The organism is Lentzea sp., assembly GCF_036380075.1.
In the GTDB taxonomy this organism is placed as follows: Bacteria; Actinomycetota; Actinomycetes; order Mycobacteriales; family Pseudonocardiaceae; genus Lentzea.
The window spans coordinates 1-25,475 of the sequence record NZ_DASVFL010000064.1 but is presented as its reverse complement, the minus strand read 5'-3'; the positions used below and the strand labels follow the sequence as shown (position 1 = coordinate 25,475).

Genomic DNA, 25,475 nt, shown 5'->3' with positions numbered 1-25,475 from the left:
CGGTGGAGCAGCAGGCGGCCAAGCGCGTCGACCCCGGCACCGGGGCGTTGACGATCTCGATCGCGGTGCTGGCGCTGCTGGTGTCGCTCGTGCTGCCGTGGGTGGGCGAGGAGACGGGCCTGAGCGTCGTGCTCGGCGAGTCCGGCGCGTTCCTGCCGCGGGTGTTCTCGTTCATCGCCCTCGGCATCGGCGTGCTCGGGTCGGGCATCACGCTCGCGGTGCGCCGCTGGACGCTGACGTGGGTGTGCTCGCTGGGCCTGTTCGCCGGGTCGGTGACGGGCGTGCTGTCGATCTGGACGCAGCAGACGACCACGAGCAACAAGACCATCGGTCCCGGTCCGGGCATCGGGCTGATCATCGCCGTGCTCGCCGTCATCGTGCTGCTGGTGAAGTGGGTGAAGATCGCGGCCTCGCGCCCGCCGCAGCTGTAATGAATCCCGGCGCCTCCTCGATTCCTTTTGCGTCGAAACGGTGACGCGGAGTCGAGGTGCGCTGGGGCATGACGGACGGCAGGAACACCGCGCACGGCGACAACAAGGGGTACCTGGTCCAGGCCGACCAGGTGCGCGACATCCACCTCGGCGTGGTTCCGCTCGTCGTCCGGGTGGCCGCCGTCGTCGCGGCGGTGGCGGTGCTGGCCGTGCTCGGGGTCCTCGTGTTCCGCGACGACGACCCGCAGTCGGCCGCCGCGACGACGTCCTCGACGACCGCCACCGCGCCGCTGCCCTCCGCGACCACGACCGCGCCGGGGTCGTCCTCCGCGCCCGCCGTCGTGGTGGCCGGGACGGACGCGGCCCCGACGGCCGGTCCCCGGCAGCCCACCCAGCGGCAGCAGACGACCCAGCCGACCGCCGCGCCGCCGGTGCCGGTGCCGGCCACCGGGCCGGTGAAGCCCGCCACCGACGGTCCCGGCTACCTCGTGCCCGCCGGCAACGACCAGCGGGCCGCGGACTTCTACCAGAACGAGTGGAACGACGTCGTCATGTGGGAGCGGCACCCGTCCGGTGACGCGACGAGCTTCCAGCCGTTCTGGGCGCGGGAGTTCTCCGACGCGAACCCGGCCGTCTTCCGGCTGCGCAACCAGCGCGGCAACCTCTGCATGCAGCCGGTGTTCCAGGAGAACTTCGGCGAGCACGTCAAGGCCGCCGCCTGCTCGTGGAGCGAGAACGCCCAGCTCTGGCAGGCGCAGGGCACGAACCAGTTCGCGCACGTGACGTCCGGGAAGTGCCTCGGGACCGCGAACGACGGTTCCTACGCCGACGGAACGTGGCTCATCGTGTCGCTGTGCTCCGGCCGGGACGACCAGAAGTGGCGCATTGCCCGCTGAGAACGCCCGAGGGCCCCTCTCCGCGTGGGAGAGGGGCCCTCGGACCGTGACGAACTACCGGGTCGCCAGCGCCTGCTCAGCGGCGGCCAGCCACTCGCGCCACTGGGCGGCCTGCGCCTCGGCCTGCTCGGTGCGGCGCTTGTCGCCCGCGGCACGGGCCTTCGCGGCCTGCGCCTCGAACTGCTCCACGCGCTCGCGGAACTGCGCCACGCGGGCCTCGGCCTCGGGGTCGGAACGACGCCACTGCGCGTCGACCGCGCCGCGGACCCGCTCCTCGATGGCGCGGAGCTTGCCCTCGAGCTCGCGGATGCGCTCGCGCGGCACCTTGCCGATCGCGTCCCAGCGCTCCTGGATCTTGTAGAGGGCGTTGCGGGCCGCCTCGAGGTCGGTCGACGGGTCGATGCCCTCGGCCTCGGCGAGCAGCTCCTCCTTCAGCTTCGCGTTGGCGCCGAACTCGGCGTCACGCTCGCTGAACGCCTCGGAACGCTTCTGGAAGAACGCGTCCTGGGCCGCGCGGAACCGCTGCCACAGGGCGTCGTCGGCCTCCTTGGGCGCACGCCCGGCGGCCTTCCACTCGACCATCAGCTCCTTGTAACGACCGGCCGTGGGGCCCCAGTCGTCGGAGTCGACGAGCTTCTCGGCCTCCTCGACGAGCGCCTGCTTGGAGCCCTTCGCGACCGAACGCTGGCGGTCGAGGTCCGCGAAGTGCGAGCCGCGGCGGCGGTTGAACGCGTCGCGGGCCTTCGAGAACCGGCGCCACAGCTGCTCGTCGGTCTTGCGGTCGACGCCGCGGATGGTCTTCCACTCGTCGAGGATCTGCCGCAGCCGGTCGCCCGCGACCTTCCACTGCGTGGACTCGTTCGCGATCGACTCGGCCTCGTCGACGAGCGCCTGCTTGCGCTGCACGGACTGGGCGCGGGCGGCCTCCTTGGCCTCCTTCGCCTTCTCCATGCCGGCCTCCGCCTGCACGAGCACGTGCTCGACGCGGGCGGCCAGCGCCTTCAGGTCGCCGACGACGGCGGCCTCGGCCAGCTGCTCCTTGACGTGCTTCGCGCTGGTCAGGGCGTGCTTGGGGTCGCCGGCGCCGGACTTGAGGCGCGACACGAGCAGCTCGACCTCGGTGCGCAGGTCGTCGAACCGGCGCGCGAAGTGCGCGAGGCCCTCGACCGGCTCGCCCGCCTGCCACGACCCGACGGCGCGCTCGCCGTCCTCGGTCTTGACGTACACGGTGCCGTCGGCGTCCACGCGCCCCCAGCGGTCAGGGTGGTCCGACGCCACGGGGACGGCCGGAGGCGCTGCCTGCGCGGTCTCCTTCGGCGTTTCCTCGACCACACCCTCGGCTGCGACCTCCACCGGAGTGGTCTCGGCCACGGTCTCCGGTGTGCTGTCCTGCTCCGACATCGCCGGTTCCTCCCATCTGACGCCCGTGCCTGCCACGGGCGCCCCGCCAGCCGGCGGGGCCGATGCAATACGGGCGCTGGAGGGTCTCCCGTCCCCAGTTCCCCGCGCGCATTCAAACAGGTCAGAGCTCGACTCGGTACTGGGAGTCCACGATAGGTAGCCTCGTTCGTCGTGATCACCCGTGCCGCGGTGGTGCCGCACCCACCTCTTCTGGTGCCAGAACTGGTCGCGGGAGCCGCCGCAGAGACCGAGCCCGTGAGGGCCGCAACCCTTGCCGCAGCAGGGAAACTGCCCGGTCCGTGGGTGGTCGTCGCCGTCGACCCCGCCGGCCCCGCGACGTTCATGCCGCCGTTGTCGGGAACTTTCCTCGGATACGGGGTCGACGTGCCGGTGTCACTCGGGGGTGACCTGCCGCCGGACGCCCGCGTTCCGTTGCCGGTGCTCATCACCGCCTGGCTGCGGGAACGCTGCGCTGTCGAGGTGTCACGCGTCGAGGTCGTCCCGCCGGACCTGCCCACGCCGGACTGTGTCTCGTTTGGACGGCGGCTCGCCGCGGAGGACTGCTCCCTGCTCGTCCTCGGTGACGGGTCCACCCGCCACGGCCCGCGTTCGCCGGGATCCGACGACGAGCGTTCGGGACCGTTCGACTCCGCGGTCCACGCCGCGCTGGCCACCGCCGACGTGGACGGGCTGCTCGGTCTCGACACCGGGCTGGCCCGTGAGCTGGGTGTGCAGGGCAGGGCGGCGTGGCAGGTCCTCGCCGGCGTGCCCGGACCGTGGCACTGCACCTCCGCCGATTTCTTCGCACCGTTCGGCGTGGGCTACCACGTCGCCGTCTGGGAGCGCCCGTGATCACGCCCATCGCCGTCGTCGGACCCACCGCGACCGGCAAGTCCGACCTGGCCGTCGCGCTCGCGGAGCGCTTCGGGGGAGAGGTCGTCAACGCCGACGCCATGCAGCTCTACCGCGGCATGGACATCGGCACGGCCAAGATGCCCCTCGCCGAACGCCGCGGCGTCCCGCACCACCTGTTCGACGTCCTCTCGGTCACCGAGACCGCGTCCGTCGCCGCCTACCAGCGTGAGACGCGGGCCGTCGTGGAGGACCTGCTCGCCGCCGGACGCCCGCCGGTCCTCGTCGGCGGCTCCGGGCTGTACGTGCAGGCCGTGCTCGACGACCTGAAGTTCCCAGGCACCGACGACGCCGTGCGGGAGCGCTACGAGGCGGAGCTGGCCTCGGTGGGCCCGGAAGCGCTGCACCGGCGCCTGCAGGAGCTCGACCCGGCCGCCGCCATCGCGATCCTGCCCTCCAACGGACGCCGCATCGTGCGCGCGCTGGAGGTCATCGAGCTGACCGGCGAGCCGTTCTCCGCGAACCTGCCCAAGCCCGGTCCCGCGCGCTACGGCACCGTCCAGATCGGCGTCGACCGCGAGGTGTCCGAACTGGACGAGCGCGTCGACCGCAGGGTGGACGTGATGTTCGAGTCCGGGCTGGAGGACGAGGTCCGCCGTCTCGTGCGGATCGGCCTCCGCGAAGGCAGGACGGCGTCGCGCGCGCTGGGCTACCAGCAGGTGCTGTCCGCAATGGACGGAGCGTGCACGATCGACTTCGCCGCGGAGGAGACCAAGCGGGCCACGCGGCGGTTCGTGCGCCGGCAGCGGTCGTGGTTCCGGCGTGACCAGCGCATCACCTGGCTCGACGGCGCACAGCCTGATCTTTTGGCTGCCGCCGGTAACCTGGTGCCGTGGAGTTCGTGAAGGGGCACGGCACGGAGAACGACTTCGTCGTCCTGCCCGACCTCGATGACCAGCTGGACCTGACCGTGGCGCGTGTCCAGGCGCTCTGCAACCGGCAGCGCGGCCTCGGCGCCGACGGCGTGCTGCGCGTCGTGCGGACCGGCGGCAAGTGGTTCATGGACTACCGCAACGCCGACGGCTCCGTCGCCGAGATGTGCGGCAACGGCCTGCGCGTCTTCGCCCGCTACCTCGTCGACGCCGGCCACCAGCCCCAGGGCGAGTTCGTCGTCGGCACGCGCGCCGGCGACAAGACGGTCGTGACGCACCCGGACGGCTCCGTCACGAACGACATGGGCCCCGCGCGCGTCACCGGCACGTCCATCGCCGCGGTCGACGGCCAGGGCATCGGCGGTTTCGCGGTCGACGTCGGCAACCCGCACCTCGCGTGCGTCACCGAGGAACCGGTCGACCGCTTCGACCTCACCGCGCCCCCCGGCTTCGACCCGGTGATGTTCCCGCACGGCGTCAACGTCGAGCTCGTCAACGTCATCGGGCAGGACGCCCTGCGCATGCGCGTCCACGAGCGCGGTGTCGGCGAGACCCGTTCGTGCGGCACCGGCACCGTCGCGGCCGTCGCCTCCTGGCTCGCGGGCCAGGGCCGGTCGACCGGCGCGGCCACCGTCGACGTCCTCGGCGGCCAGGTCCGCGTGACGATCGACCCGACGACGTCGACGCTCACCGGACCCGCCGTGCTCGTCGCGCGCGGCGAGCTCGACAAGTCCTGGTGGGACGCCCTCGCCTGATGTGTCGGACCTCGGCTGATATCCGATATATCAGTTGAGGTCGAAGACCTCGATCCTGCCGAGCCGGTCCGGCTTGACCACCGACGGGTTCGAGTCCGGCGCGGTCAGGCACACGAGCTTGTCGCCGACGACCGCGACGGCGAAGCACGTCTGCGTCGTCTCGACCTTGTGCGTGACCTCGCCGCCCTCGGCGATCCGGAACGCGGCGGGCTGCAACGCCGGCGCCACCCACACGCCGTCCCCGTCGCCCGCGATGCCGTCGGGCGCGATGCCGAGCGCCTTCACGTCGGCCCACACGCGGCGGTCGCTCAACGAGCCGTCCCTGTCGACGGCGAACGAGGTGAGCTGGAACGCGACGGTCTCGGCGACGACGAGGATGCTGCCGCTCCCGGACCCGCCGCTCGGGTCGGGCAGCAGCGCCATGCCGTTCGGGAACTTGAGGTCCTCGGCGACGACGCCGACGGAGCCGTCGGGCTGGACCAGTGCGAGCTTCGCGCCCAGCGGGTCGAAGTCGGGTTCGAGCAGGCGCGGGATGCCGACCTCGTCGATGAGCCCGTGCAGGTCGAAGCCGAAGTTGCCGACGTACGCGCGGCCCTCGCCGTCGACGAGCATGTCGTTCGCGTGGAACGTCGCGATATCCGATATATCGGCGTGGACGACGAGCTCGTCGCCGACGAGCTTGCGGACCGTGCGGTCGAGCATCGACACGACCAGCAGGGTCCCGTCGGGCAGCCAGCCGAGGCCGGACGGCTGGCCGTCGAAGGCGACGACGACCTCGTCGTCCCCGGTCGCGAGGTCGAGGGCGTGCACCTCGCCCGCGTAGAAGTCGGAGTAGTAGAGCCGGCCGTCGGGTCCGCGTCGCGGCCCTTCGCCGAAGTGGAGACCGTCCCGCAGCACCGAGGTATCAGCCATGGGCGTCGACGCTAGACGTGGTCGGCAGGTCCCGCATAGACCGCAGCGGCGACAGCAGCAGCCACACCATCCCGCCCACGGAGCCGGCCAGCGACACCCACAGCGTCGGCACGATCCCGATCCACGACCCGAGCCCGCCGCCCAGCAGCGCGCCCAGCGGCGTCGCGCCCCACACCACCCAGCGGATCGAGGCGTTCATCCGGCCCAGCAGGTGGTCGGGGCAGATCGCCTGCCGGAAGCTCACCTGGCCGACGTTGTAGACGACGATCCCGAACGACGTCACCGCCAGGCACACCATCGGCAGCGCGAGACCCCAGCCGTCGGAGACGAACGGCAGCGCCAGGGTGAACGGCCAGGTCAGCACGGGGACGAGCCAGATCATCCTGGCCTGTCCCACGGCCAGGCCGATCCGGAAGGCGAACGCCGCGCCGAGCACCCCGCCGACGCCGCCCGCGCTGAGCACGAGACCGGCCGTGCCCTCGCTCAGGCCCACCGTCTGCAGCAGGAAGAGGATGATCACGGCGTTCTGGATGCCGTGGAAGAAGTTCGACGTGCCGGTGCAGGCGACGATCATCCGCAGGGTGGTGTTGCCGAAGACGAACCGCAGCCCCTCCCCGATCTCGCGGCGCAGGTGCGGGTCGGGGTGCCGTTCCGGCACCGGCTCCACCGTTCTGATCCTGACCAGGAAGAACGCCGAGCTCAGGTAGCCCAGTCCGGTCGCGAGGACGCCGTTGGCCGCGCCGAGGAACTGGGCCGCGTAGCCGCCGATCGCCGGTCCCGAGACCTCCGCGACCGACAGGCTGGCCTGGAGCTTCGAGTTGCCCTCGACGAGCTGGCCGCGCCCGACCAGCGACGGCAGGTACGACTGGTAGGCGACGTCGAAGAATACCGTGCAGACGCCCACCGCGAGGCTCACGACGACCAGCTGCGGCAGGCCGAGCAACCCCAGCCACCACGCGACGGGCACGCTCAGCATCAGCGCGGCGCGGGCGACGTCCATCGCGATCATCAGCGGCTTGCGGCGCATCCGGTCGACCCACACGCCCGCGGGCAGGCCGATCACCAGGAACGCCATCGTGCTCGCCGCGGCGAGCAGCCCCATCTCGAACGGTGTCGCGTCCAGCACACCCGCCGCGAGCAGCGGCACGACCGTCATACCGACCGTCGCGCCGAACTGGCTGATGGTGTCGCCCGTCCACAACCGGCGGAAGTCCGGATGCCCCCACAGTGCCATGCCGGGCAGTCTGCGCTGAGTGATTGGAAACTGTCAATCACTTAGACTGGGCCCGTGCCCCTCTCCCGCAAGCGCCGGCCCGCCACGAGCGACGAGGCCGCGGCCCTGAGCTCCGACCTGCGGCTGCGGATGATCCGCATGACGTTCGACCGGCCGCTGACGAACAAGGAACTGGCGCGGCGACTGGGCAAGGACCCGGCCACGACGCTGCACCACGTGCGCAAGCTCGTCGCCGCCGGATTCCTCGAGGCCATGCCGCCGCGCGCGGGCAACCGGGGCGCGAAGGAGATCCCCTACCGGTCGACGGGACTGTCGTGGCAGCTCGACAACAGCGAAAATGCGGTCGCAGTCGGTGAGGCGATGTTGCACGCTTTCCTCGGCGAGGTCGCCGACGTCGGGCTCGGTGACGTGGACCAGAGCCGTCTGGTCGTCACGGTCGACCCCGAGGAACTAAAGCGGCGCCTCGCGGCGTTGATGGATGAGCTGGCCGCGCAACCGGTCGAGCCGGATGTTCCCCGTGTGGCGATCTACCTCGCGGTGTATCCGGGGGACTGAATGTCCGTGGGACGATGAAGGGCAAATGACGGAAAACATCCAGAGCACAGAGTTCGACCCGGAGTTCGACGCCACCTGGGACGAGGAGGACGACTTCTCGACCGGTGACTACGAACGCGTCGAGCGCGCGGCACTGCGCCGCGTCGCCGGGCTGTCCACCGAGCTCGAGGACATCACCGAGGTCGAGTACCGCCAGCTTCGCCTGGAGCGGGTCGTGCTCGTCGGGGTGTGGACCGAGGGCACGGCCGCCGACTCCGACGCCTCGATGGCGGAGCTCGCGCGTCTCGCCGAGACCGCCGGCTCCGAGGTCCTCGAAGGCGTCGTGCAGCGGCGCGACAAGCCGGACGCCGCGACGTACATCGGCTCGGGCAAGGTCTCCGAGCTGCGCGACGTCGTGCAGTCGACCGGCGCCGACACGGTGATCTGCGACGGCGAGCTCTCTCCCGGCCAGCTGCGCCAGCTGGAGGAGAAGCTCAAGGTCAAGGTCATCGACCGCACCGCGCTCATCCTGGACATCTTCGCGCAGCACGCGCAGTCCAAGGAGGGCAAGGCGCAGGTCGAGCTGGCGCAGCTGCAGTACCTGATGCCGCGTCTGCGCGGCTGGGGTGAGTCGCTGTCCCGGCAGGCCGGTGGTCGTGCCGGCGGCGGCAACGGCGGTGTGGGTCTGCGCGGTCCCGGTGAGACCAAGATCGAGACCGACCGTCGCCGGATCCGCGCGCGCATCGCCAAGCTGCGCCGCGAGATCGCCGCGATCAGCGTCGTCCGCGAGACCAAGCGGGGCCGCCGCACGGCGAACGAGATCCCGAGCATCGCGATCGCCGGCTACACGAACGCGGGCAAGTCGTCGCTGCTCAACGCGCTGACGGGCGCCGGTGTCCTGGTGGAGGACGCGCTGTTCGCCACCCTCGACCCGACGACGCGCCGCGCGCTGACGCCCGAGGGCCTGCCGTACACGCTGACGGACACGGTCGGTTTCGTCCGGCACCTGCCGCACCAGCTGGTCGAGGCGTTCCGCTCCACGCTGGAGGAGGTCGGCCAGTCCGACCTGCTCGTGCACGTGGTCGACGGCTCCGACGCCATGCCGGAGAAGCAGGTCAAGGCCGTGCGCGAGGTCCTCGCCGAGATCAACGAGGAGTCCGGCACGCCGATGCCGCGCGAGCTGCTCGTCGTGAACAAGATCGACGCCGTGGGCGACCTGGGCATGGCCCGGCTGCGGCACCTGTTCCCGGACGCGTCGTTCGTGTCGGCGCACTCGGGAACGGGCATCGAGGAGCTGCGGGTCCGCATCGCCGAGCTGATGCCGCGACCGGAGGTCGTGGTCGAGGCGCTCGTGCCGTACGCGCGCGGCGAGGTCGTCGCCCGCGTGCACCGCGACGGCGAGGTGCTGTCCGAGAAGCACACGGAGGTGGGCACGCTGCTCAGCGCCCGCGTGCGCCCGGACCTCGCCGGCGTCCTCGAGGAGTTCGCGACGAACGGGACTCCTGCTTGATCCTCCCGCCCCCTCCGGTGGACGTGTGCCCGGTGGCAATGCAGGAGCTCTCCGGGCTCACGTCCGACGGCAAGCAGTTCTTCGCCGTCAGCGACAGCGACAACGGCACGTTGCGCATCCAGGTGATGGGCCGCGACTGCGTGGTGACGCGCACGATCACCGCGCCCGTCGACCCCTTCGACGTCGAGGACCTGGCGATGACGCCGGACGGCACCCTGTGGGCGTCCGACACCGGCGACAACAACAAGTCCCGCTCCACGGTCGCCCTGCACAAGGTCACGCCCGCGGGCGCCGTGGAGCGGTTCCGCCTCACCTACCCGGACGGCAAGCACGACGCCGAGGCGTTGATCATCGACAAGTCCGGCACGCCGTTCATCATCACCAAGGAACCCCTCGGCTCCGCACTCGTCTACCGGCCCACAGGACCGCTCCGAACTGATATATCGGTGCCGATGGAGCAGGTCGCGCGCGTGTCGCTGTCGACGACGGACACCCCCGGCGGTCCGCTGGAGGGCACGCTCGACTCGCGCCTGGTGACGGGCGCGGCCTCCACGGCCGACGGCACCGTCGTCGCCCTGCGCACCTACACCGACGCCTACCTCTACCCGGTCCCCGACGGCGACGTCGTCAAGGCACTGGCCGGCGACCCGGTCCGCATCCCCCTGCCGGACGAGCCGCAGGGCGAGGCCATCGCCTTCGACCCGAACGGCACCCTGCTCTCCGCCTCGGAGGGCGCCGGCACCCCGATCCGGGCCGTCGAGGGCGCGGCGGCCCTGGCCCAGCCCGCGGTACCGGCGACGACCACGACCAAGCCACCGGCCGACGCTCCGTCGCAGGCGGCACCGCGGCCGAGCTCGTCGTGGCAGAACTGGCCGCTCGCGCTGAGCCTGGGCGGTCTCGTCCTGGTCGCCGCCCTCGTCATCGGCCTGCGCCTGCGCCGCCGCGCCTGATATCCGATATATCGGTTCCGGTCGGACCCGCACACGACAACGGGCACCTCACCACTGGTGAGGTGCCCGTTGTCGTGTGTCGGGAAGCCCGGCGCTAGGGGAGACGCCGCAGCACGGTGACGACCTTGCCGAGGATCGTGGCCTCGTCGCCGTTGATCGGCTGGTAGGCCGTGTTGTGCGGCATCAGCCACACGTGGCCGTCCTTGCGCTTGAACGTCTTCACCGTGGCCTCGCCGTCGATCATGGCGGCGACGATCTCGCCCTGGTCGGCGGTCGGCTGCTTGCGGATCACGACCCAGTCGCCGTCGGTGATCGCGGCGTCGATCATCGAGTCGCCGACGACGCGCAGCAGGAACAGCTCGCCCTCACCCACGATCTCGCGCGGCAGCGGGAACACGTCCTCGATCGACTCCTCCGCCAGGATCGGGCCACCGGCGGCGATGCGGCCGACCATCGGCACGTACGCGGGCGTCGGCTTGGACATCGGGTCGAGACCGGGGTCGATCTCGGTGGGCAGCATGCCGACGGCACGCGGCCGGTTGGGGTCGCGGCGCAGGAAGCCCTTCCGCTCCAGCGCGCGCAGCTGGTACGCGACCGACGAGGTCGACGTCAGGCCCACGGCCTCCCCGATCTCGCGCACGCTCGGCGGGTAGCCGAAGCGGTCGACCCAGTCCCGGATCACGTCGAGCACCTTGCGCTGACGCAGGGTCAGGCCGGCGTTTCCCGCGATCTCGTTCACCTGTGTCTCCACAAGAGCGGGATCCGGGTCGATCGTCTTGCCTGCCACGGTCGCTGTCCTCCTCGCCGCCCCCAGTACGAATGGGATTCCGGCCTCCGTCGATCTTCGTGGTCGACGGTAGTCGTGTTTGCTGCGCAGATCAAACACCTGTTCGAGGTATTTGGCCGCGTGTTGTGGCGTCCGGGGAACGACCGTGGTAGAAATTCGCACGGACGTTCGATCGAACCCCTGTTCGATCCCGGTGGTTGACCTGCGATGGAGGTCGTCATGGCGGTGCTCGTCGAGAAGCGTTTGCGCGTTGCCGAGGACGCGGACGTCGTAGCGGGACGCCCACTCCGTTCGGGTCCCCGTGTCATGCCGCGCCGCCCCGCGACGAAGCCGCACCCGGTCGTGGTGCCCGCGAAGCGCGAGTCGAGCTCGTGCGAGGTCCGGCCGAAGCGCGAGTCGTTGTTCGAGTTGGTCGCGGTCGGCGTCCTGAGCGCACTCACGGTGGTCGCGCTCGGCGTGCTCTACCTGCAGCAGGCGGGGGTCACCCCGTAGTCCTGCCCCCACATCTTGTGCCTCGGTGCCCGCCGGCGACGTGAACGCTCCGTCACTGGCGGGCTTTTTTGCGTAATCGCCGCTGATCGTCGGCGGTTCGCCCAACAGGGTGACACGCGACGCGCCGTGTCGAGTTGCGCGGGCGTTGGGTTGCGATCTAGGTTCTACCCCTACATCTAGTGGTTGCACCGTTGTAAGTAGTCCACAGGTTGTGGGTAACCCGACCAGTGAGGCTGCTGCGGTGAGTGCTGTGCGGGGGAAGGGGTGAGGTGGCATGCGGTGTCCGTTCTGCCGCCATTCGGACTCGCGGGTGGTCGACTCCCGCGAGGTCGACGAGGGTCAGGTGATCCGCCGCCGGCGCTCCTGCAACAGCTGCAGCCGAAGGTTCACCACGGTCGAAGAAGCGGTTCTCGCCGTGGTCAAGCGCTCCGGGGTGACGGAGCCGTTCAGCCGCGACAAGGTGGTCGTCGGCGTGCGCAGGGCGTGCCAGGGCCGCCCGGTCGACGAGGACGCGTTCCAGGTCCTGGCCCAGCAGGTGGAGGAGTCGATCCGGTCGACGGGCTGCGCGGAAATCGCGAGCCACGAGGTGGGACTCGCGATTCTCGGCCCCCTGCGCGAGCTCGACGAGGTCGCTTATCTGCGCTTCGCGAGTGTTTACAGGTCCTTCTCGTCCGTCGAGGACTTCGAGAAGGAAATTCTTGATCTCCGCACTGCCCGCGCCGAGGAAGCACCGGCCGAGCAGTAGTCCGCGCGCTCTGCAGCGCGTGAAGCAACCATCTTTTTTCTCAGCACCACACGAGGGAGATCCACCGTGACCGAGACCGTCGGCGGCTCAGCCAAGAAGACAGCCGCACGGGCGGCTGCCAAGCCCGCCGCGTTGAAGGTCCAGCGCGTCTACACGACCGAGGGCCGCCACCCCTACGACGAGGTCACCTGGGAGCGCCGCGACGTCGTCATGACGAACTGGCGCGACGGCTCGGTGAACTTCGAGCAGCGCGGTGTCGAGTTCCCCGAGTCGTGGTCGGTGAACGCCACCAACATCGTCACCAGCAAGTACTTCCGCGGCGCCGTCGGCAGCGAGAAGCGCGAGCAGTCGCTGCGCCAGCTGATCGACCGGGTCGTGAAGACCTACGTGGGCGCCGGCAAGGAGCACGGCTACTTCGCGGGCGAGCAGGACGCCGAGATCTTCGAGCACGAGCTCACCTACATGCTCCTGCACCAGGTGTTCAGCTTCAACTCGCCGGTGTGGTTCAACGTCGGCACCAGCTCGCCGCAGCAGGTCAGCGCGTGCTTCATCCTCGCCGTCGACGACACGATGGAGTCGATCCTCAACTGGTACCGCGAGGAGGGCCTGATCTTCAAGGGCGGCTCCGGTGCCGGCCTGAACCTCTCGCGCATCCGTTCCTCGAAGGAGCTGCTGTCCTCCGGCGGCACCGCGTCCGGCCCCGTGTCGTTCATGCGCGGCGCCGACGCGTCCGCGGGCACCATCAAGTCCGGTGGCGCCACCCGCCGCGCGGCCAAGATGGTCGTCCTCGACGTCGACCACCCGGACGTCGTCGAGTTCATCGAGACCAAGGCGCGCGAAGAGGACAAGATCCGCGCGCTGCGCGACGCCGGGTTCGACATGGACCTGGGCGGCGCGGACATCGTGTCGGTGCAGTACCAGAACGCGAACAACTCGATCCGCGTGTCGGACGAGTTCATGCACGCCTACGAGTCCGGCGGCGACTTCGGTCTGCGCGGCCGCCAGACCGGCGAGGTCATCGAGCGCGTCGACGCCAAGGAGCTGTTCGGCAAGCTCGCCAAGGCCGCGTGGGAGTGCGCCGACCCCGGCATCCAGTACGACGACACGATCAACGACTGGCACACCTGCCCCGAGTCGGGCCGCATCACCGCGTCCAACCCGTGCTCCGAGTACATGCACCTCGACAACTCGAGCTGCAACCTCGCGTCGCTCAACCTGATGAAGTTCCTCGGTGACGACGGCCGCTTCGACGCCGTCACGTTCGCCAAGGCCGTCGAGCTGATCATCACCGCGATGGACATCTCGATCTGCTTCGCGGACTTCCCGACCGAGCCGATCGCGGACACCACCCGCAAGTTCCGCCAGCTCGGCATCGGCTACGCCAACCTCGGCGCGCTGCTGATGGCGACCGGCCACGCGTACGACTCCGAGGGCGGCCGCGCACTCGCCGCGACCATCACCTCGCTGATGACCGGTGTCTCGTACCGCCGCTCCGCCGAGCTCGCGGGCATGGTCGGCGCGTACGACGGCTACAAGCGCAACGCCACGGCGCACCAGCGCGTCATGCGCAAGCACGCCGCCGCGAACGACCTGATCCGCACCTACCACGCGAACGACTCGTCGGTGCACAAGGTCGCGACCGAGGCCTGGCAGCAGGCGCTGGAGATCGGCGCGAAGAACGGCTGGCGCAACGCCCAGGCGTCCGTGCTGGCCCCCACCGGCACCATCGGCCTGATGATGGACTGCGACACCACCGGTATCGAGCCGGACCTGGCCCTGGTCAAGTTCAAGAAGCTCGTCGGCGGCGGCTCGATGCAGATTGTCAACCAGACGGTGCCGCGCGCGCTCAAGGCCCTCGGCTACCTGGACGAGCAGGTCGAGGCGATCGTCGAGTTCATCGGCGAGCACGGCCACGTCGTCGACGCGCCGGGCCTGCGCCGCGAGCACTACGAGGTCTTCGACTGCGCCATGGGCGAGCGCTCCATCGCGCCCATGGGCCACGTTCGGATGATGGCGGCCACGCAGCCGTTCCTGTCCGGCGCGATCTCCAAGACCGTCAACATGCCGGAGACGGCGACGATCGCGGACGTCGAGGAGATCTACTACCAGGGCTGGAAGCTCGGCCTGAAGGCGCTCGCGATCTACCGCGACAACTGCAAGGTCGGCCAGCCGCTGTCGGCGGGCAAGTCCGCGAAGGCGACCGAGGAGAAGAAGGCCGCCACCGAGACGGTCGTCGAGTACCGCCCGGTCCGCAAGCGCCTGCCGAAGAAGCGCCCGTCGCAGACGGTGTCGTTCACGGTCGGCGGTGCCGAGGGCTACCTGACCGCGGGCTCCTACCCGGACAACGGCCTCGGCGAGGTGTTCGTCAAGCTCGGCAAGCAGGGCTCGACGCTGGCCGGCGTGATGGACGCGTTCTCGATGTCCATCTCGGTGGGTCTGCAGTACGGCATCCCGCTCGAGTTCTACGTCTCGAAGTTCCAGAACCTGCGCTTCGAGCCGGCGGGCATGACCGACGACCCGGACGTCCGCATCGCGACGTCGGTGCTCGACTACCTGTTCCGCCGCTTGGCGCTCGACTACCTGCCGTACGACAAGCGCGCGCAGCTCGGCATCTTCACCGCCGACGAGCGTTCGGCGCAGGTGGCCGGCGAGTACGGCGCGCCCGTGACGTCCGATGTGGACCTCGAGGGCCTGCGCGGTTCGGTGGAGGCGGCTCCGGCCGTCGAGGCCGCGGTCGAGACCGCCGCGCCGAGGCAGGTCGGCAGCTCGACCGAGCTGCTGGAGCTGCACCTGGGCAAGGCGGCCGACGCGCCGCTGTGCATGACCTGCGGGACGAAGATGCGTCCGGCCGGCTCCTGCTACCTGTGCGAGGGCTGCGGCAGCACGTCCGGCTGCAGCTGACCGGAACGCGACCGCCTGCCGGGGAACCCGTTCCCCGGCAGGCGGTCCGCCGTCACGGCACCGTGATCCCGAGGCGGCCGGCCAGCTTCTTCTCGATCTCCGCGATCACGCACGCGATCGTCGACGGGTTGAGCCGGCCCTCTCCGAAGTGGACGACCGTCTTCGCGAACTCGTCCGCCGCCAGCGCCCGGCACTCGGCGTTGAGCGAGCGGTGGTCGACCCCGGCCTCCCGCAGGAACTCGAGCGGCTTGCGGCCGAAGATGACCTCGAACTCCTCCCAGCCCCGCATCGTCCAGTACGTGTCGGGGGAGGAGACCCCCGTCGCGCGCAGCCACCGCCACATGTACCGCGGGTCCTGGTGGCTCGGCGCCTCACGACGGCAGCGCGCGCACAGCAGGACGAGGTTCTCCGCGTTGTCGTTGCCGCCCAACGCCACGGGCACGATGTGGCACTTCTCCAGCCTGGTCCGGTAGCCGCACCGCCAGCAGCGTTCGTGCGCCGTGCTCCAGTCGACGGCCATCTCGACCTCGTGCTCGACCCAGTACGCGACAATCTGCGTGGTGCTCGCAGCCATGTGACCTCCCCAGTCGTCGATCATTCTGTCGGTCGCGAAGGCGATTCCGTTTCACCTATGGGCAACTGGTAGAACAACGGGACCAAGGGGGAGAGATGCCTTCGTTCGACGACTTGCGCCGATACCTGCTCGGCCAGCTCAACGCCGCTGTCCGGCGTCCCGGCATGTACGGCGGCGAGGCGGTGATCCTCACCCTGCTCGACGCGCTGGCGTTCGCCGACGACCGCACCGACCGGTGGCAGACCGAGCTCGACGCGCTGGTGAAGCGCGGCGCGGCGAACGCGGCGATGGTCAGCGGCGCGGTGCACGAGGTGCTCGGCCACCGCAGCGAGGACGTGATGGCGTCGGTGTACGCGGACCTCGCGCACCGGCAGGGCTGGCTGTCGCTCGACTCCGACAGCCGCATCCCCGGCGTGCTGGGCGAACACGACTGCCTGCTCGACGAGGTGATCGCGGAGTACGGCGAGCCGCCGCTGTGGCTGGGCGGCACGAACCCCAAGTACTCGAAGACGCTCGGCTACCCGGACCGCTCGGGTGCGCTGGTGTTCTTCCACTTCATGCCGGAGCTCCGGCTGATGGCGACGAGGCGCGGCGACGGCGGTTTCCGCGACAGCTTCGTCTTCACGCCCGCCGGCCTGACGCGCTGAGCCGCTAGTCCTTGTGCCGCTGGTAGTACCGCGCCACCCGCACCCGGTTCCCGCACGTCGCGGGGTCGCACCACCGGCGTCGCGGGTGCGCGGGCACGAACAGCAGCCGGCACCCCGGCCCCTCGCACGTCTTCACCTTCCGCACGGCCGGTGACGCCAGCAGGTCCGCCGCCGCCCCTGCCAGCAGGGCGAGCGCCCGCGCGACCTCGTCACCCTCCCGCTCCTGCGTGACGACGACGCCGTCGTCCCAGCCCAGCACCTCGAACGCCGGGGCACCGCGCAACGCCGCGTTCAACGGCGCCAGGTCCGGCTCCCGCCCGTCGCGCGCGGCGAGCACCGCCGCCTCCACCTGGCCGCGCAGCACCACGACCTCGTCCGACCAGGGCAAACCCTGCGACGACAACCACTCCTCCAAGTGGTCGTCCTCGGACGTCAGCGTGTTGACGAAATCGATCGCGAGCACCACCTAACTGTACAACACCCCTAGTACCCATTAGGCTAATGCGACATGACGACCAAGACCCATGTGAAGTACCGCCAGCAGGACGTCGACGGCATCTCCGTCTTCTACCGGGAGGCGGGCGACCCACGGAAGCCCAAGCTCCTGCTGCTGCACGGTTTCCCGTCCGCCTCGCACCAGTACGCGCGGCTGATCGAGGAGCTGAAGGACGACTTCCACGTCGTCGCGCCCGACCACCCCGGCTCCGGCCACAGCGACACGCCCGACCGCCCGTACACCTTCGACTTCCTCGCCGACACGGTCGAGAAGTTCTTGCGGGCCATCGACTTCACCGGCTTCACGATGTACGTCTTCGACTTCGGCGCCCCGGTCGGCTTCCGCGTCGCCACGAAGCACCCCGAGTGGGTCAAGGGCCTGATCGTCCAGAACGGCAACGCCTACGAGGACGGCCTGTCCGACGTCGCCTGGGGCTTCATCCGCAACCGCGACCCGGAGACCGCCCGCGGCATGCTCGCGCTGGAGTACACGAAGTGGGGCTACCTCGAAGGAACGCGGGACCCCGAGGCGGTCTCGCCCGACACGTGGACGCTCGACCAGCACTACCTCGACCTGCGGCAGCAGCCCCAGATCGACCTCTTCCTCGACTACCACTCCAACGTGGCCCAGTACCCGCGCTGGCAGGCCTACCTGCGCGACCACCGGCCGCCGACGCTGATCACCTGGGGCAAGGGCGACCCGTTCTTCCTCGAGCCCGGCGCCAGGGCGTACCTGCGCGACCTGCCGGACGCCCGGCTGCACCTGCTCGACACCGGCCACTTCGCGCTGGAGGAGGACCTCGCCGTGATCGCCGCGCTGATCAGGGACTTCATCCCGGCGGAGTGATTTATTCATCGCTTGTTGAGTTTTTGGCCGGACGCTCGTACCCTCCTCCCAGACGGAGTCCGAAGGGGTGGCCATGGCGTTCACCATCGGTTTCAGCGGGATCGACGGCACGATGCTCGCCGCCGTCGGCGGCAAGGCGGCGAACCTCGGCGAGCTCATCAGGGCCGGTCTCCCGGTGCCGCCTGGTTTCTGCGTGACCACGGACGCCTACCGCGCCGTCGCGCTCCCGAGCGCCACGCCGGAGAACGTCCGCCGGACGTTGCTGGAAACCCCTGTGCCGCAGGAGATCCGGGACGCCGTCGTCGCCGGGTACCGCGAGCTCGGGGACGACGTGCCGGTCGCCGTGCGGTCCAGCGCGACGGCGGAGGACCTGCCGTTCGCGAGCTTCGCCGGCCAGCAGGACACCTTGCTCAACGTCGTCGGCGAGGACGCGGTGGTCGACGCCGTGCGCCGGTGCTGGGCCTCGCTCTGGACCGACCGCGCCGTCAGCTACCGCGAGACGAACGGCATCGACCACGCCACGACCTACCTCGCCGTGGTGGTGCAACGGATGGTGCAGTCCGAGGTCTCCGGCGTGCTGTTCACCGCCAACCCGGTCACCGGCACGCGTGACCAGGTCGTGGTCGACGCGAGCCCCGGACTCGGCGAGGCCGTCGTGTCGGGCGCGGTCAACCCGGACCACTTCGTCGTCGACGACGGCGAGATCGTCGAGAAACGGCTGGGGGACAAGAGGTTCCTCATCCGCTCGCTGCCCGGTGGCGGCACCGAGCACGTCGAGGTCGGCGAGAACGCGGAACCCTGCCTGACCGACGGGCAGGTCCACGCGCTCGCCGTCCTCGGCCGCAAGGTGCAACGGCACTACGGCACGCCGCAGGACATCGAGTGGGCGATCGACGCGGACGGCGACCTGCACCTCACCCAGGCGCGCCCGATCACGACGCTGTTCCCGTTGCCGGACAACCCCGACGGCGGCGCGCGCGTCTACTTCTGCTTCAGCCTCGCCCAGGGCCTCGAACGACCGATCACGCCGATGGGACGGGCGGCGTTCCGCGAGATCGCCAAGGCCGCGCTCGATATCGTGATCGGTGATCCGGCGAGCAAGTCCTATGTGGAGGCTGGCGACCGGATATTCTTCGACGTCACGAAGGTGTTGCGCAGCAAGGTGGGCCGCGAGTTCGTGACGCGGCTGCTCGGCGTGATGGAGGCGCGGTCGTCCGAGGTGCTGCGCGGCCTGTTCGACGACCCGAGGTTCGCGGTCAGGGACTCCTCGCCGACGCCCGCGGTCAAGCGGGTGCTGCGGCTCGCGCGCCGGTTCCGCGTGCCCGCGACCGCGCTGAAGGCGTTGGTGAACCCGGGCAAGGCCGTGCGGAACGCGTTGCGGATGGAACACGAGATCCTGGAGAAGTCCGCGGCTCTCCCGATCGAGCAGGCGCTGCGGCAGTGCGTCGTCCCCGTGGTGCCGAGGCTCGCGCCCACGGCGCTGATCGGGTTCGCGATGCTCGGACTCGTCGGCAAGATCGTGCAGACCAGGCCGGGGGAGTTGCAGACCGTGCTGCGCGGCCTGCCCAACAACATCACCACCGAGATGGACCTGGCGATGTGGGACGTCGCGCAGGCGATCCGGACCGATCCCGTTGCGCTGCAGCAGTTCCGCGACGGCGAACGCCCGGCGGTGCTCGACGCGTTCCTGGCCACGTGGGGACACCGTGCCGTCGCCGAGATCGACCTCGGCCTGCCCCGGTGGTCCGACGACCCGGCCCACGTCGTCGGCGTCGTGCGGAACTTCCTGCGCCTGCCGGAGGACCAGCCGCACCCGGACGCGGTGTTCGCCCGCGGTGCCGCCGAAGCCGAGGCCATGATCGAGACGCTCGCCCGGCGGGCGCGGGGCCGCGGCTGGCTGGTCCGCTTCGCGCTGCGCCGCACCAGAACGCTCGCGGGCTTGCGGGAGTACCCGAAGTACCTGGTCATCACGCTGTTCGGCGCGCTGCGCAAGCGGATCCGGGAAACCGGCGCCCAGCTCGTCGCCGATGGCCGCCTCGACGCGGCGGACGACGTGTTCTTCCTGGACTTCGAGGAAATGCTTTCCGCGGAAGGAGATCTGCGCGCGATCGTCGCGGAACAACGTGGGGTCTACGACCGCGAGATGCGACGCCGGCACATCCCGCGCGTGCTGCTGTCGGACGGCACGGAACCCGAGGCGGTCGGCCACGGCGTCCCCGCGGAGGGCGACCTCGCCGGCACACCCGCGTCGGCGGGCACGGTCACCGGCATCGCGCGCGTCGTCCTGGACCCGGTCGGCGCGCACCTCGAACCCGGCGAGATCCTCGTGGCCCCGTCGACGGATCCGGGCTGGACGCCGTTGTTCCTCACCGCGGGCGGCCTCGTCATGGAGATGGGCGGCGCGAACTCGCACGGCGCCGTCGTGGCCAGGGAGTACGGCATCCCGGCGGTCGTGGGCGTGCGCGAGGCCGTGACGAGGATCAGGACGGGCGAGCGCATCACCGTGGACGGCGGCACCGGCGCGGTGATCACGACCGAACCGCCCGTCCAGGTCTCGCCACGCCTGCCGGACGCGTAATCTCGGAGGCGTGGCCGAGACCAACAAGGGTGAGCTGAGCAAGAGCCAGCAGGGCATCGCCGACTACCTGCTCCGCGCGGGCGTCGACGGCTTCGGGCCGTTCAAGAGCGCCCGCGAGGCCGCGTCCGACGCGCTCGCCAAGAAGGGCGACGAGGCCGCCGCGATCAGGCACCTCGTCCGCACGCACGTGGCGCTCGCCGGCGCCCAGGGCTTCATCACCAACCTCGGCGGCCTGATCACGCTGCCGGTCTCACTGCCGTCCAACGTCGCGGCCACCTACGTGATCCAGACGCACCTCATCGCGTCCATCGCGTCGTTGCGCGGTCACGACGTGGACAGCGAAGAGGTGCAGACGGCCATCCTGCTCTGCCTGCTCGGCAATGCCGGAACCGAACTGTTCAAGAAAGTCGGCATCAAGCAGTTCACCAAGAAGGCCGCCTCCGCGCTCATCACGAAATACGGCACGAAAAAGCTCGGCAGCATCGCCGCGAAGGGCGTCCCGGTGCTCGGCGGCGTCATCGGCGGTGGCGTCGACGCCGCCTCCACCCGCGCGGTCGGCGCATTCGCGAATCGGTACTTCACCCAGTCGGAACTGTTGCCGAAGACCGACGTGACGCCGAACGTCATCGACGGCGAAGTGCTGCACGTCGAGATCGAGGAAGCGGACGGGACGACCGACTCGCGTTAGCTCAGCCGGTCGCGTGCGGAACTGAAAGCGTCGGACGGGATCAGCACACCTCCGCTGAACGGGTTCTGCAGCTGGTAGATCGCGAACAGCAGCAGGACCAGCGTCGAGGCGAGCGTGATCGTGATGATCAGCTGCGAGACCAGGTTCGGCCCGCCGAACAGGAACGGGAACAGCAGCGACAGCAGCGTGCCGATGACCAGCGCCAGCCACACGACGGGGTTGACGCCGTTGTCCGCCGCCTCCAGCCGCTCCTGCCTGGCCTGGTAGACCTCCCAGAGCTGGTTCGCGGCCTCGGCCTTGCGGTCCTCCTGCCAGTCGCCCTCGGGCACCGCGGTCGCGATCGTCTCCTTGAGCTGGTTCAACGTGACCCAGCCGCGGTTGTCGACGGCCTCGCCGTCGCGCATGCGCTGCCACTCGTCGTCGACGACCGTCGAGACGTAGTCCCGGCTGAGCCGGTCCACCTTCGACTTCGCGGGCTCGGACAGCGACGAGGCCGACCAGTTGACCGCGACGAGCGCGTTGGCCTCCTTCTGCACCTGCTCCTCGGCGCTGTTGGCCGCGTCGAACAGCGAGATCAGGATGAACGCGACGAGCACGGCGTGCAGGCCGGCGACGATGCTGAACACCGAGCCGCCCGCGCCGAGGTTCTTCTCGCTCACCTCGTCCGAGCCGAACCGGCGGGTGATGACGACGAGGACGGCGGAGATGATCGCGGCACCCAGGACCCAGAGCGCGCCGCTGAGGTAAATGCTCAATTCGGCTCCTTTCTTGGTGTGGGATTAGACCACGGTCTACTGTGGCCGGTACAGCAAGGTCTGGTTGACGAGTAATGGTCAGGTGGAAATGCGCGGCAACAGCACGAATACCCGGTTGTCGTATTGGGCTGCTCCATCCCGGTGGCGGCGGGATTTGCTCGCGATGAGCGCCGCGTCGGCCCTCGTCGTGCTTTCTGCCCCGTTCACCAGCGCTGTTGCGCAGGCCGCTCCGGCGAGCTGTGACGCTTATCAAGTACATTCACTCAATCGGGGAAGTTTCTCTACTTTCTCAAAACTCGAAGTGTCATCCGGTGGGGTGACAGAAATCGCTCGCCTGGACTACGCGGTGAATGCGCTGGGGTACTCGTCCGCACTGGGGCGGCTGGTCGGGATCACCTCCAAGGGCCACCAGTGGTGGAAGAACCCGTCGCACGTCGTCCTGATCGACACCAGGGGAGCGGTCGACGACCTCGGACCCGTTGACGCGCACTGGTTCCGCACCGACGACGTCTCCGCGGGCACGGTCGTCGGCACCACGCTCTACGTGCGCGACACCGCACGGCTGCACGCGATCGACATCAACCCGGCCAGCCCGTCGTACCTGAAGGTCGTGCGCACCGTCGTGCTGGGCTGGCCCGCGCTGGCGCTCGACGACTTCACGCTCAACCCGGCGACCGGGAAGCTGACCGGGGTGTCGGCGGCGGGGCACGGGCCGGGCGAGGTCGTCACGTTCGACCCGGCGACCGGACGGGTGCTGAGCAGGACCGAGATCTCCGGACTGCCCGGCGGGTCGACCTACGGCGCCGTCGTGGCCGACTCGGCGGGCACGATCTACGCCGTCAACAACGGCCACCAGGGCCGCGGCCGCGTCTACCGGATCACCGGGACGTCCGCGGTGGAGCTGTCGTCGGGCGAGCGGATGGGCATGGTCGACGCGGCGGGCTGCCTGCCGGCGCCGATGCCGCCGCGCGTCGAACCGCCCGCGCCCCGTCCCGAGGTGCCGGTGCCGCCCGCTCCCGCCCCGGCGCCCGCGCCCGTACCCTCTCCCGCGCCAGTGCCGGCACCGCTGCCCGTCGTCGCGCCGGTCGTGACACCGCCGGTGGCGACGCCGCCGTCTTCCGTTGCGCCGCAACCGGTTCCGGTGCGGTCGGCGCGGCAGAGGCCCGAGCCGCGGCAGGACCTGTCCCTGGAGGCCGACTCCACCCCGATGACGAAGTCCCGCAAGTGGGCGATGGTGACGATCGTCCTGGTGATGCTGGGCGCCGGAGCGGCGGCCGCGCGGGCCCGCGGGTAAATCGGTTGGCGTGACACGACGTCGTCGCTAGCGTTGCGGCCATGTACTTCAGCTGATGAAGCCCCGCAGCGCTCTCGACGCTCGCGCCGCGACCCTCTGTCGCACCCGGTGACCCTTCCGCGGGTCCTCCTTCCACGGCTGTCCTCCGCCGTGCCCTTGCACGCCCTCTTCGCGAGGAGGCTTTCGCATGCCTGCCACCACTCCGCCCGAGCCGGGCAACCGCGCTGAACGCCGCGCCCGCAAGCGCGGCAAGCAGGACCTGAACACGCACCTGCCGCTGCCGCAGCAGCGGGCGCCGATGGTCCAGCCGCGCCAGTTCGCGACCCGTCGCCGCGGAGGATCCGCGTAGCCGACGCCGGACCAGGCGCGACACCGCGGGGGACGCGTTCGTTCATCCGGGCGCGTCCCCTGCTCCTTCCGGGGCTCCGTCTCCCGTTCTGTCCGGATCCGATCTAGCCTGAAGTGCCTACCGGACCGACAGGATCGGAGGCGCCTGATGAGGATTGCTGACGTTTTGCGGGCCAAGGGATCGGCGGTCGCGACGATCGACCCGGACCGGCCGGTGTCCGAGCTGCTGAGAACGCTCGCCGAGCACAACGTCGGCGCGATCGTCGTCGTCGGGCCTGCGGGCGTGGCGGGGATCGTGTCCGAACGCGACGTCGTCCGCCACCTGCACGCGGTGGGCGCGGACCTGCTGTCGTCCCCGGTCTCGTCGATCATGACCGCCGACGTCCACACGTGCTCGCCGTCGGACGCGGTGGACGACCTCACGGTCGTGATGACCGAACGGCGCTTCCGCCACGTGCCGGTGGTGTCCGACGGGGAGCTGGTCGGCATCGTCAGCATCGGCGACGTCGTGAAGAGCCGCATCGGCCAGCTCGAACAGTCCCAGGACCAGCTCCAGGCCTACATCGCCCAGGGCTGACCGGCCTCACTACGCTTGATCGGGTGAACTTCTCCGCAGGTCGGCCCGAGCTCGTCGAGGTGGCGTCCGGCGTCCACGCCTACGTCCAGCCCGACGGGTCGTGGATGATCAACAACACCGGCGTGGTCCTCGGCTCCGACGACTCCTTGCTGCTCGTCGACACCACGTCCACCGAGGCGCGCAACCGCGCGCTGCTCGCCTCGGTGGCGTCGGTGAGCACCTCGGAACCCCGGTACGCGGTCAACACCCACCACCACGGCGACCACACGTTCGGCAACTGGCTCCTCCCGCCGTCGACCACGGTCATCGGCCACGACGCCTGCCGCGAGGAGGTCCTGGCCGCCGGCCTGCTCGCCTCGCAGGTGCTGGCCGGCCCGGACTACGGCCACCTCGAGGTCCGCCCGCCGTCCCTGACCTACACGACGTCGCTGACCCTGCACCTCGGCACGCGCGTCGTCGAGCTGCACCACCCCGGACCGGCCCACACCCGCGGCGACACCGTCGTGTGGCTGCCGGCCGACCGCGTCCTGTTCACCGGAGACCTGGTCTTCGCGGGCGGCCAGCCGTTCCTCGCCGAGGGCAGCGTCCAGGGCTACCTGTCCGCGCTGGGGTTCCTGCGCTCGTTCGACGCCGACGTCCTCGTCCCCGGCCACGGCCCGCTGCTGCGGGGCGACGACGTCGCCCGCGTCCTCGACGACCTCGTCGCCTACACGACCTACCTCTCGGACCTGGCGACCGCCGGCCACGCCGCCGGCAAGTCCCCGATGGAGGTCGTCCGCGAGGCGGGCGAGTCGCGGTTCTCGTCGTGGCAGGAGTCCGAGCGCCTGGTCGGCAACCTCCACCGCGCCTACCACGAGCTCGACGGCAAGCCCCTCTCCGAACGTCTGGAGCTCGTCCGCGTCTGGACCGACATGACGGAGCTCCACGGCGGCCCGATCGCCTGCCACGCCTGACCGCGTGCTGCCCGCCTTCGCGGCGGATAGGTTCGGAAGATGCTGCAAGACGTCGCCGACGCCACGCGCCGATATATCAGTTCGCTCGCCGCCGGCCAGCGCGACCACGCCATCCGCGCCGTCACCGACGACGACCTCCGCCACCGCTGGGCCTACACGCCCGGTGCACGGCCGGGCCTGGAGCTCGGCGACCTGCGCCGGGACCAGCGCAAGGCCGTGCACGGCATGCTCGCCACGGTGCTGAGCCCGCACGCCTACGGCCAGGCCGCCGCGGTGATGGCGTTGGAGGACGTGCTCGACCACCGGGAGGGCGGGCACCGCGACCGGCACAGCGGCGACTACTGGACGATCCTGTTCGGCACCCCGGGCGGCGACGACCCGTGGGGC

General features: G+C 70.4%; 27 protein-coding genes. 20 read left to right on the top strand and 7 right to left on the bottom strand.

What is annotated here, in order from left to right; translation table 11 throughout:
* Together VF330_RS07875 and VF330_RS07870 are read left to right on the top strand one after the other, a co-directional pair.
* A partial coding sequence (locus VF330_RS07875; RefSeq protein WP_330850840.1) for a hypothetical protein occupies positions 1 to 431 on the top strand: 431 nt, incomplete at its 5' end.
* 68 nt (positions 432 to 499) lie between these two features.
* On the top strand, positions 500 to 1,327 hold the full coding sequence (locus tag VF330_RS07870) for an RICIN domain-containing protein (RefSeq protein WP_330850839.1): 828 nt from the start codon (positions 500 to 502) through the stop codon (positions 1,325 to 1,327).
* 54 nt (positions 1,328 to 1,381) lie between these two features.
* Here VF330_RS07870 and VF330_RS07865 read toward each other — a convergent pair whose 3' ends face one another.
* Entirely contained in the window at positions 1,382 to 2,728 is a 1,347-nt protein-coding gene (locus VF330_RS07865; RefSeq protein WP_330850838.1) for a DUF349 domain-containing protein, read from the bottom strand.
* Between the two features lie 171 nt (positions 2,729 to 2,899).
* Between VF330_RS07865 and VF330_RS07860 the strand changes: the two genes are divergently transcribed.
* The 3 genes from VF330_RS07860 to dapF are packed head-to-tail and all read left to right on the top strand — an operon-like array spanning position 2,900 to position 5,267.
* Positions 2,900 to 3,580 (top strand): class III extradiol dioxygenase subunit B-like domain-containing protein, encoded by a 681-nt coding sequence (locus VF330_RS07860; protein WP_330850837.1) that lies wholly within the window; start codon positions 2,900 to 2,902, stop codon positions 3,578 to 3,580.
* Positions 3,577 to 4,485 carry a tRNA (adenosine(37)-N6)-dimethylallyltransferase MiaA gene (miaA, locus tag VF330_RS07855; RefSeq protein ID WP_330850836.1) on the top strand — a complete coding sequence of 303 codons (909 nt, stop codon included), beginning with the start codon at positions 3,577 to 3,579 and terminating at the stop codon, positions 4,483 to 4,485. The genes VF330_RS07860 and miaA overlap by 4 nt, the downstream gene beginning before the upstream one ends.
* Complete coding sequence (gene dapF / locus VF330_RS07850) at positions 4,473 to 5,267, top strand: diaminopimelate epimerase (protein WP_330850835.1); 795 nt, start codon at positions 4,473 to 4,475, stop codon at positions 5,265 to 5,267. The genes miaA and dapF overlap by 13 nt, the downstream gene beginning before the upstream one ends.
* Before the next feature lie 30 nt (positions 5,268 to 5,297).
* Here dapF and VF330_RS07845 read toward each other — a convergent pair whose 3' ends face one another.
* Positions 5,298 to 6,179, bottom strand: coding sequence for an SMP-30/gluconolactonase/LRE family protein (locus tag VF330_RS07845; protein ID WP_330850834.1), 882 nt, complete (start codon positions 6,177 to 6,179; stop codon positions 5,298 to 5,300).
* The gene (locus VF330_RS07840) at positions 6,172 to 7,413 is read right to left on the bottom strand and encodes an MFS transporter (protein ID WP_330850833.1); all 1,242 of its coding nucleotides are present in this window, start codon (positions 7,411 to 7,413) and stop codon (positions 6,172 to 6,174) included. Before VF330_RS07840 ends, VF330_RS07845 begins: the two co-directional genes overlap by 8 nt.
* 54 nt (positions 7,414 to 7,467) lie before the next feature.
* Here VF330_RS07840 and VF330_RS07835 point away from each other — a divergent pair, with 54 nt between their 5' ends.
* Genes VF330_RS07835 through VF330_RS07825 form a run of 3 tightly spaced genes read left to right on the top strand, consistent with a single transcriptional unit; the run spans position 7,468 to position 10,407 of the window.
* Positions 7,468 to 7,968 carry a winged helix-turn-helix domain-containing protein gene (locus tag VF330_RS07835; RefSeq protein ID WP_330850832.1) on the top strand — a complete coding sequence of 167 codons (501 nt, stop codon included), beginning with the start codon at positions 7,468 to 7,470 and terminating at the stop codon, positions 7,966 to 7,968.
* Between the two features lie 25 nt (positions 7,969 to 7,993).
* Positions 7,994 to 9,457 carry a GTPase HflX gene (gene hflX / locus VF330_RS07830; RefSeq protein ID WP_330850831.1) on the top strand — a complete coding sequence of 488 codons (1,464 nt, stop codon included), beginning with the start codon at positions 7,994 to 7,996 and terminating at the stop codon, positions 9,455 to 9,457.
* Between the two features lie 38 nt (positions 9,458 to 9,495).
* A complete protein-coding gene (locus tag VF330_RS07825; protein WP_330850842.1) occupies positions 9,496 to 10,407 on the top strand; it encodes a hypothetical protein in 912 nt (303 codons plus the stop codon).
* 94 nt (positions 10,408 to 10,501) lie between these two features.
* On the opposite strand, the gene lexA is transcribed toward VF330_RS07825, so the two are convergent.
* Complete coding sequence (gene lexA / locus VF330_RS07820) at positions 10,502 to 11,179, bottom strand: transcriptional repressor LexA (RefSeq protein WP_414675354.1); 678 nt, start codon at positions 11,177 to 11,179, stop codon at positions 10,502 to 10,504.
* 234 nt (positions 11,180 to 11,413) lie between these two features.
* Here lexA and VF330_RS07815 point away from each other — a divergent pair, with 234 nt between their 5' ends.
* The 3 genes from VF330_RS07815 (at position 11,414) to VF330_RS07805 (ending at position 15,332) form a co-directional block, all read left to right on the top strand.
* Positions 11,414 to 11,686, top strand: coding sequence for a hypothetical protein (locus VF330_RS07815; RefSeq protein ID WP_330850830.1), 273 nt, complete (start codon positions 11,414 to 11,416; stop codon positions 11,684 to 11,686).
* 274 nt (positions 11,687 to 11,960) lie between these two features.
* Complete coding sequence (nrdR, locus tag VF330_RS07810) at positions 11,961 to 12,431, top strand: transcriptional regulator NrdR (protein ID WP_089924179.1); 471 nt, start codon at positions 11,961 to 11,963, stop codon at positions 12,429 to 12,431.
* 66 nt (positions 12,432 to 12,497) lie between these two features.
* Positions 12,498 to 15,332 carry a vitamin B12-dependent ribonucleotide reductase gene (locus VF330_RS07805; protein ID WP_330850829.1) on the top strand — a complete coding sequence of 945 codons (2,835 nt, stop codon included), beginning with the start codon at positions 12,498 to 12,500 and terminating at the stop codon, positions 15,330 to 15,332.
* Between the two features lie 52 nt (positions 15,333 to 15,384).
* Here VF330_RS07805 and VF330_RS07800 read toward each other — a convergent pair whose 3' ends face one another.
* Positions 15,385 to 15,906: an HNH endonuclease signature motif containing protein gene (locus VF330_RS07800; protein ID WP_330850828.1), complete on the bottom strand. Its 522-nt coding sequence runs from the start codon at positions 15,904 to 15,906 to the stop codon at positions 15,385 to 15,387.
* Between the two features lie 95 nt (positions 15,907 to 16,001).
* Between VF330_RS07800 and VF330_RS07795 the strand changes: the two genes are divergently transcribed.
* Positions 16,002 to 16,553: a hypothetical protein gene (locus VF330_RS07795; protein WP_330850827.1), complete on the top strand. Its 552-nt coding sequence runs from the start codon at positions 16,002 to 16,004 to the stop codon at positions 16,551 to 16,553.
* A gap of 4 nt (positions 16,554 to 16,557) precedes the next feature.
* Here VF330_RS07795 and VF330_RS07790 read toward each other — a convergent pair whose 3' ends face one another.
* Positions 16,558 to 17,016, bottom strand: coding sequence for a CGNR zinc finger domain-containing protein (locus VF330_RS07790; RefSeq protein ID WP_330850826.1), 459 nt, complete (start codon positions 17,014 to 17,016; stop codon positions 16,558 to 16,560).
* Between the two features lie 45 nt (positions 17,017 to 17,061).
* On the opposite strand from VF330_RS07790, the gene VF330_RS07785 reads away from it, so the two are divergent.
* From VF330_RS07785 to VF330_RS07775, 3 genes are all read left to right on the top strand, one after another.
* A complete protein-coding gene (locus tag VF330_RS07785) occupies positions 17,062 to 17,895 on the top strand; it encodes an alpha/beta hydrolase (protein ID WP_330850825.1) in 834 nt (277 codons plus the stop codon).
* 73 nt (positions 17,896 to 17,968) lie between these two features.
* Complete coding sequence (locus VF330_RS07780; RefSeq protein WP_330850824.1) at positions 17,969 to 20,473, top strand: PEP/pyruvate-binding domain-containing protein; 2,505 nt, start codon at positions 17,969 to 17,971, stop codon at positions 20,471 to 20,473.
* Between the two features lie 10 nt (positions 20,474 to 20,483).
* On the top strand, positions 20,484 to 21,161 hold the full coding sequence (locus tag VF330_RS07775; protein ID WP_330850823.1) for an EcsC family protein: 678 nt from the start codon (positions 20,484 to 20,486) through the stop codon (positions 21,159 to 21,161).
* Here VF330_RS07775 and VF330_RS07770 read toward each other — a convergent pair.
* On the bottom strand, positions 21,158 to 21,916 hold the full coding sequence (locus tag VF330_RS07770; RefSeq protein WP_330850822.1) for a DUF4239 domain-containing protein: 759 nt from the start codon (positions 21,914 to 21,916) through the stop codon (positions 21,158 to 21,160). The genes VF330_RS07775 and VF330_RS07770 overlap by 4 nt on opposite strands.
* A gap of 88 nt (positions 21,917 to 22,004) precedes the next feature.
* Between VF330_RS07770 and VF330_RS07765 the strand changes: the two genes are divergently transcribed.
* The 5 genes from VF330_RS07765 to VF330_RS07745 form a co-directional block, all read left to right on the top strand.
* Positions 22,005 to 23,210 carry a DUF6923 family protein gene (locus VF330_RS07765; RefSeq protein ID WP_414675353.1) on the top strand — a complete coding sequence of 402 codons (1,206 nt, stop codon included), beginning with the start codon at positions 22,005 to 22,007 and terminating at the stop codon, positions 23,208 to 23,210.
* A 187-nt stretch (positions 23,211 to 23,397) separates the two neighbouring features.
* On the top strand, positions 23,398 to 23,559 hold the full coding sequence (locus tag VF330_RS07760) for a hypothetical protein (protein WP_330850820.1): 162 nt from the start codon (positions 23,398 to 23,400) through the stop codon (positions 23,557 to 23,559).
* A 147-nt stretch (positions 23,560 to 23,706) separates the two neighbouring features.
* Positions 23,707 to 24,135, top strand: coding sequence for a CBS domain-containing protein (locus tag VF330_RS07755; protein WP_330850819.1), 429 nt, complete (start codon positions 23,707 to 23,709; stop codon positions 24,133 to 24,135).
* A 23-nt stretch (positions 24,136 to 24,158) separates the two neighbouring features.
* On the top strand, positions 24,159 to 25,088 hold the full coding sequence (locus VF330_RS07750) for an MBL fold metallo-hydrolase (RefSeq protein WP_330850818.1): 930 nt from the start codon (positions 24,159 to 24,161) through the stop codon (positions 25,086 to 25,088).
* 39 nt (positions 25,089 to 25,127) lie between these two features.
* The coding region (locus tag VF330_RS07745) for a DUF3500 domain-containing protein (RefSeq protein WP_330850817.1) at positions 25,128 to 25,475 on the top strand (348 nt) is incomplete at its 3' end.

What these genes read in the sequence shown, in the direction of transcription:
- VF330_RS07870 (WP_330850839.1), top strand. Translation starts at nt 500, where the DNA reads ATGACGGACGGCAGGAACACCGCGCACGGCGACAACAAGGGGTACCTG.
- VF330_RS07865 (WP_330850838.1), bottom strand. Translation starts at nt 2,728, where the DNA reads ATGTCGGAGCAGGACAGCACACCGGAGACCGTGGCCGAGACCACTCCG.
- VF330_RS07845 (WP_330850834.1), bottom strand. Translation starts at nt 6,179, where the DNA reads ATGGCTGATACCTCGGTGCTGCGGGACGGTCTCCACTTCGGCGAAGGG.
- VF330_RS07840 (WP_330850833.1), bottom strand. Translation starts at nt 7,413, where the DNA reads ATGGCACTGTGGGGGCATCCGGACTTCCGCCGGTTGTGGACGGGCGAC.
- hflX (WP_330850831.1), top strand. Translation starts at nt 7,994, where the DNA reads ATGACGGAAAACATCCAGAGCACAGAGTTCGACCCGGAGTTCGACGCC.
- VF330_RS07825 (WP_330850842.1), top strand. Translation starts at nt 9,496, where the DNA reads ATGCAGGAGCTCTCCGGGCTCACGTCCGACGGCAAGCAGTTCTTCGCC.
- VF330_RS07815 (WP_330850830.1), top strand. Translation starts at nt 11,414, where the DNA reads ATGGCGGTGCTCGTCGAGAAGCGTTTGCGCGTTGCCGAGGACGCGGAC.
- nrdR (WP_089924179.1), top strand. Translation starts at nt 11,961, where the DNA reads ATGCGGTGTCCGTTCTGCCGCCATTCGGACTCGCGGGTGGTCGACTCC.
- VF330_RS07800 (WP_330850828.1), bottom strand. Translation starts at nt 15,906, where the DNA reads ATGGCTGCGAGCACCACGCAGATTGTCGCGTACTGGGTCGAGCACGAG.
- VF330_RS07795 (WP_330850827.1), top strand. Translation starts at nt 16,002, where the DNA reads ATGCCTTCGTTCGACGACTTGCGCCGATACCTGCTCGGCCAGCTCAAC.
- VF330_RS07785 (WP_330850825.1), top strand. Translation starts at nt 17,062, where the DNA reads ATGACGACCAAGACCCATGTGAAGTACCGCCAGCAGGACGTCGACGGC.
- VF330_RS07780 (WP_330850824.1), top strand. Translation starts at nt 17,969, where the DNA reads ATGGCGTTCACCATCGGTTTCAGCGGGATCGACGGCACGATGCTCGCC.
- VF330_RS07765 (WP_414675353.1), top strand. Translation starts at nt 22,005, where the DNA reads ATGCGCGGCAACAGCACGAATACCCGGTTGTCGTATTGGGCTGCTCCA.
- VF330_RS07760 (WP_330850820.1), top strand. Translation starts at nt 23,398, where the DNA reads ATGCCTGCCACCACTCCGCCCGAGCCGGGCAACCGCGCTGAACGCCGC.
- VF330_RS07755 (WP_330850819.1), top strand. Translation starts at nt 23,707, where the DNA reads ATGAGGATTGCTGACGTTTTGCGGGCCAAGGGATCGGCGGTCGCGACG.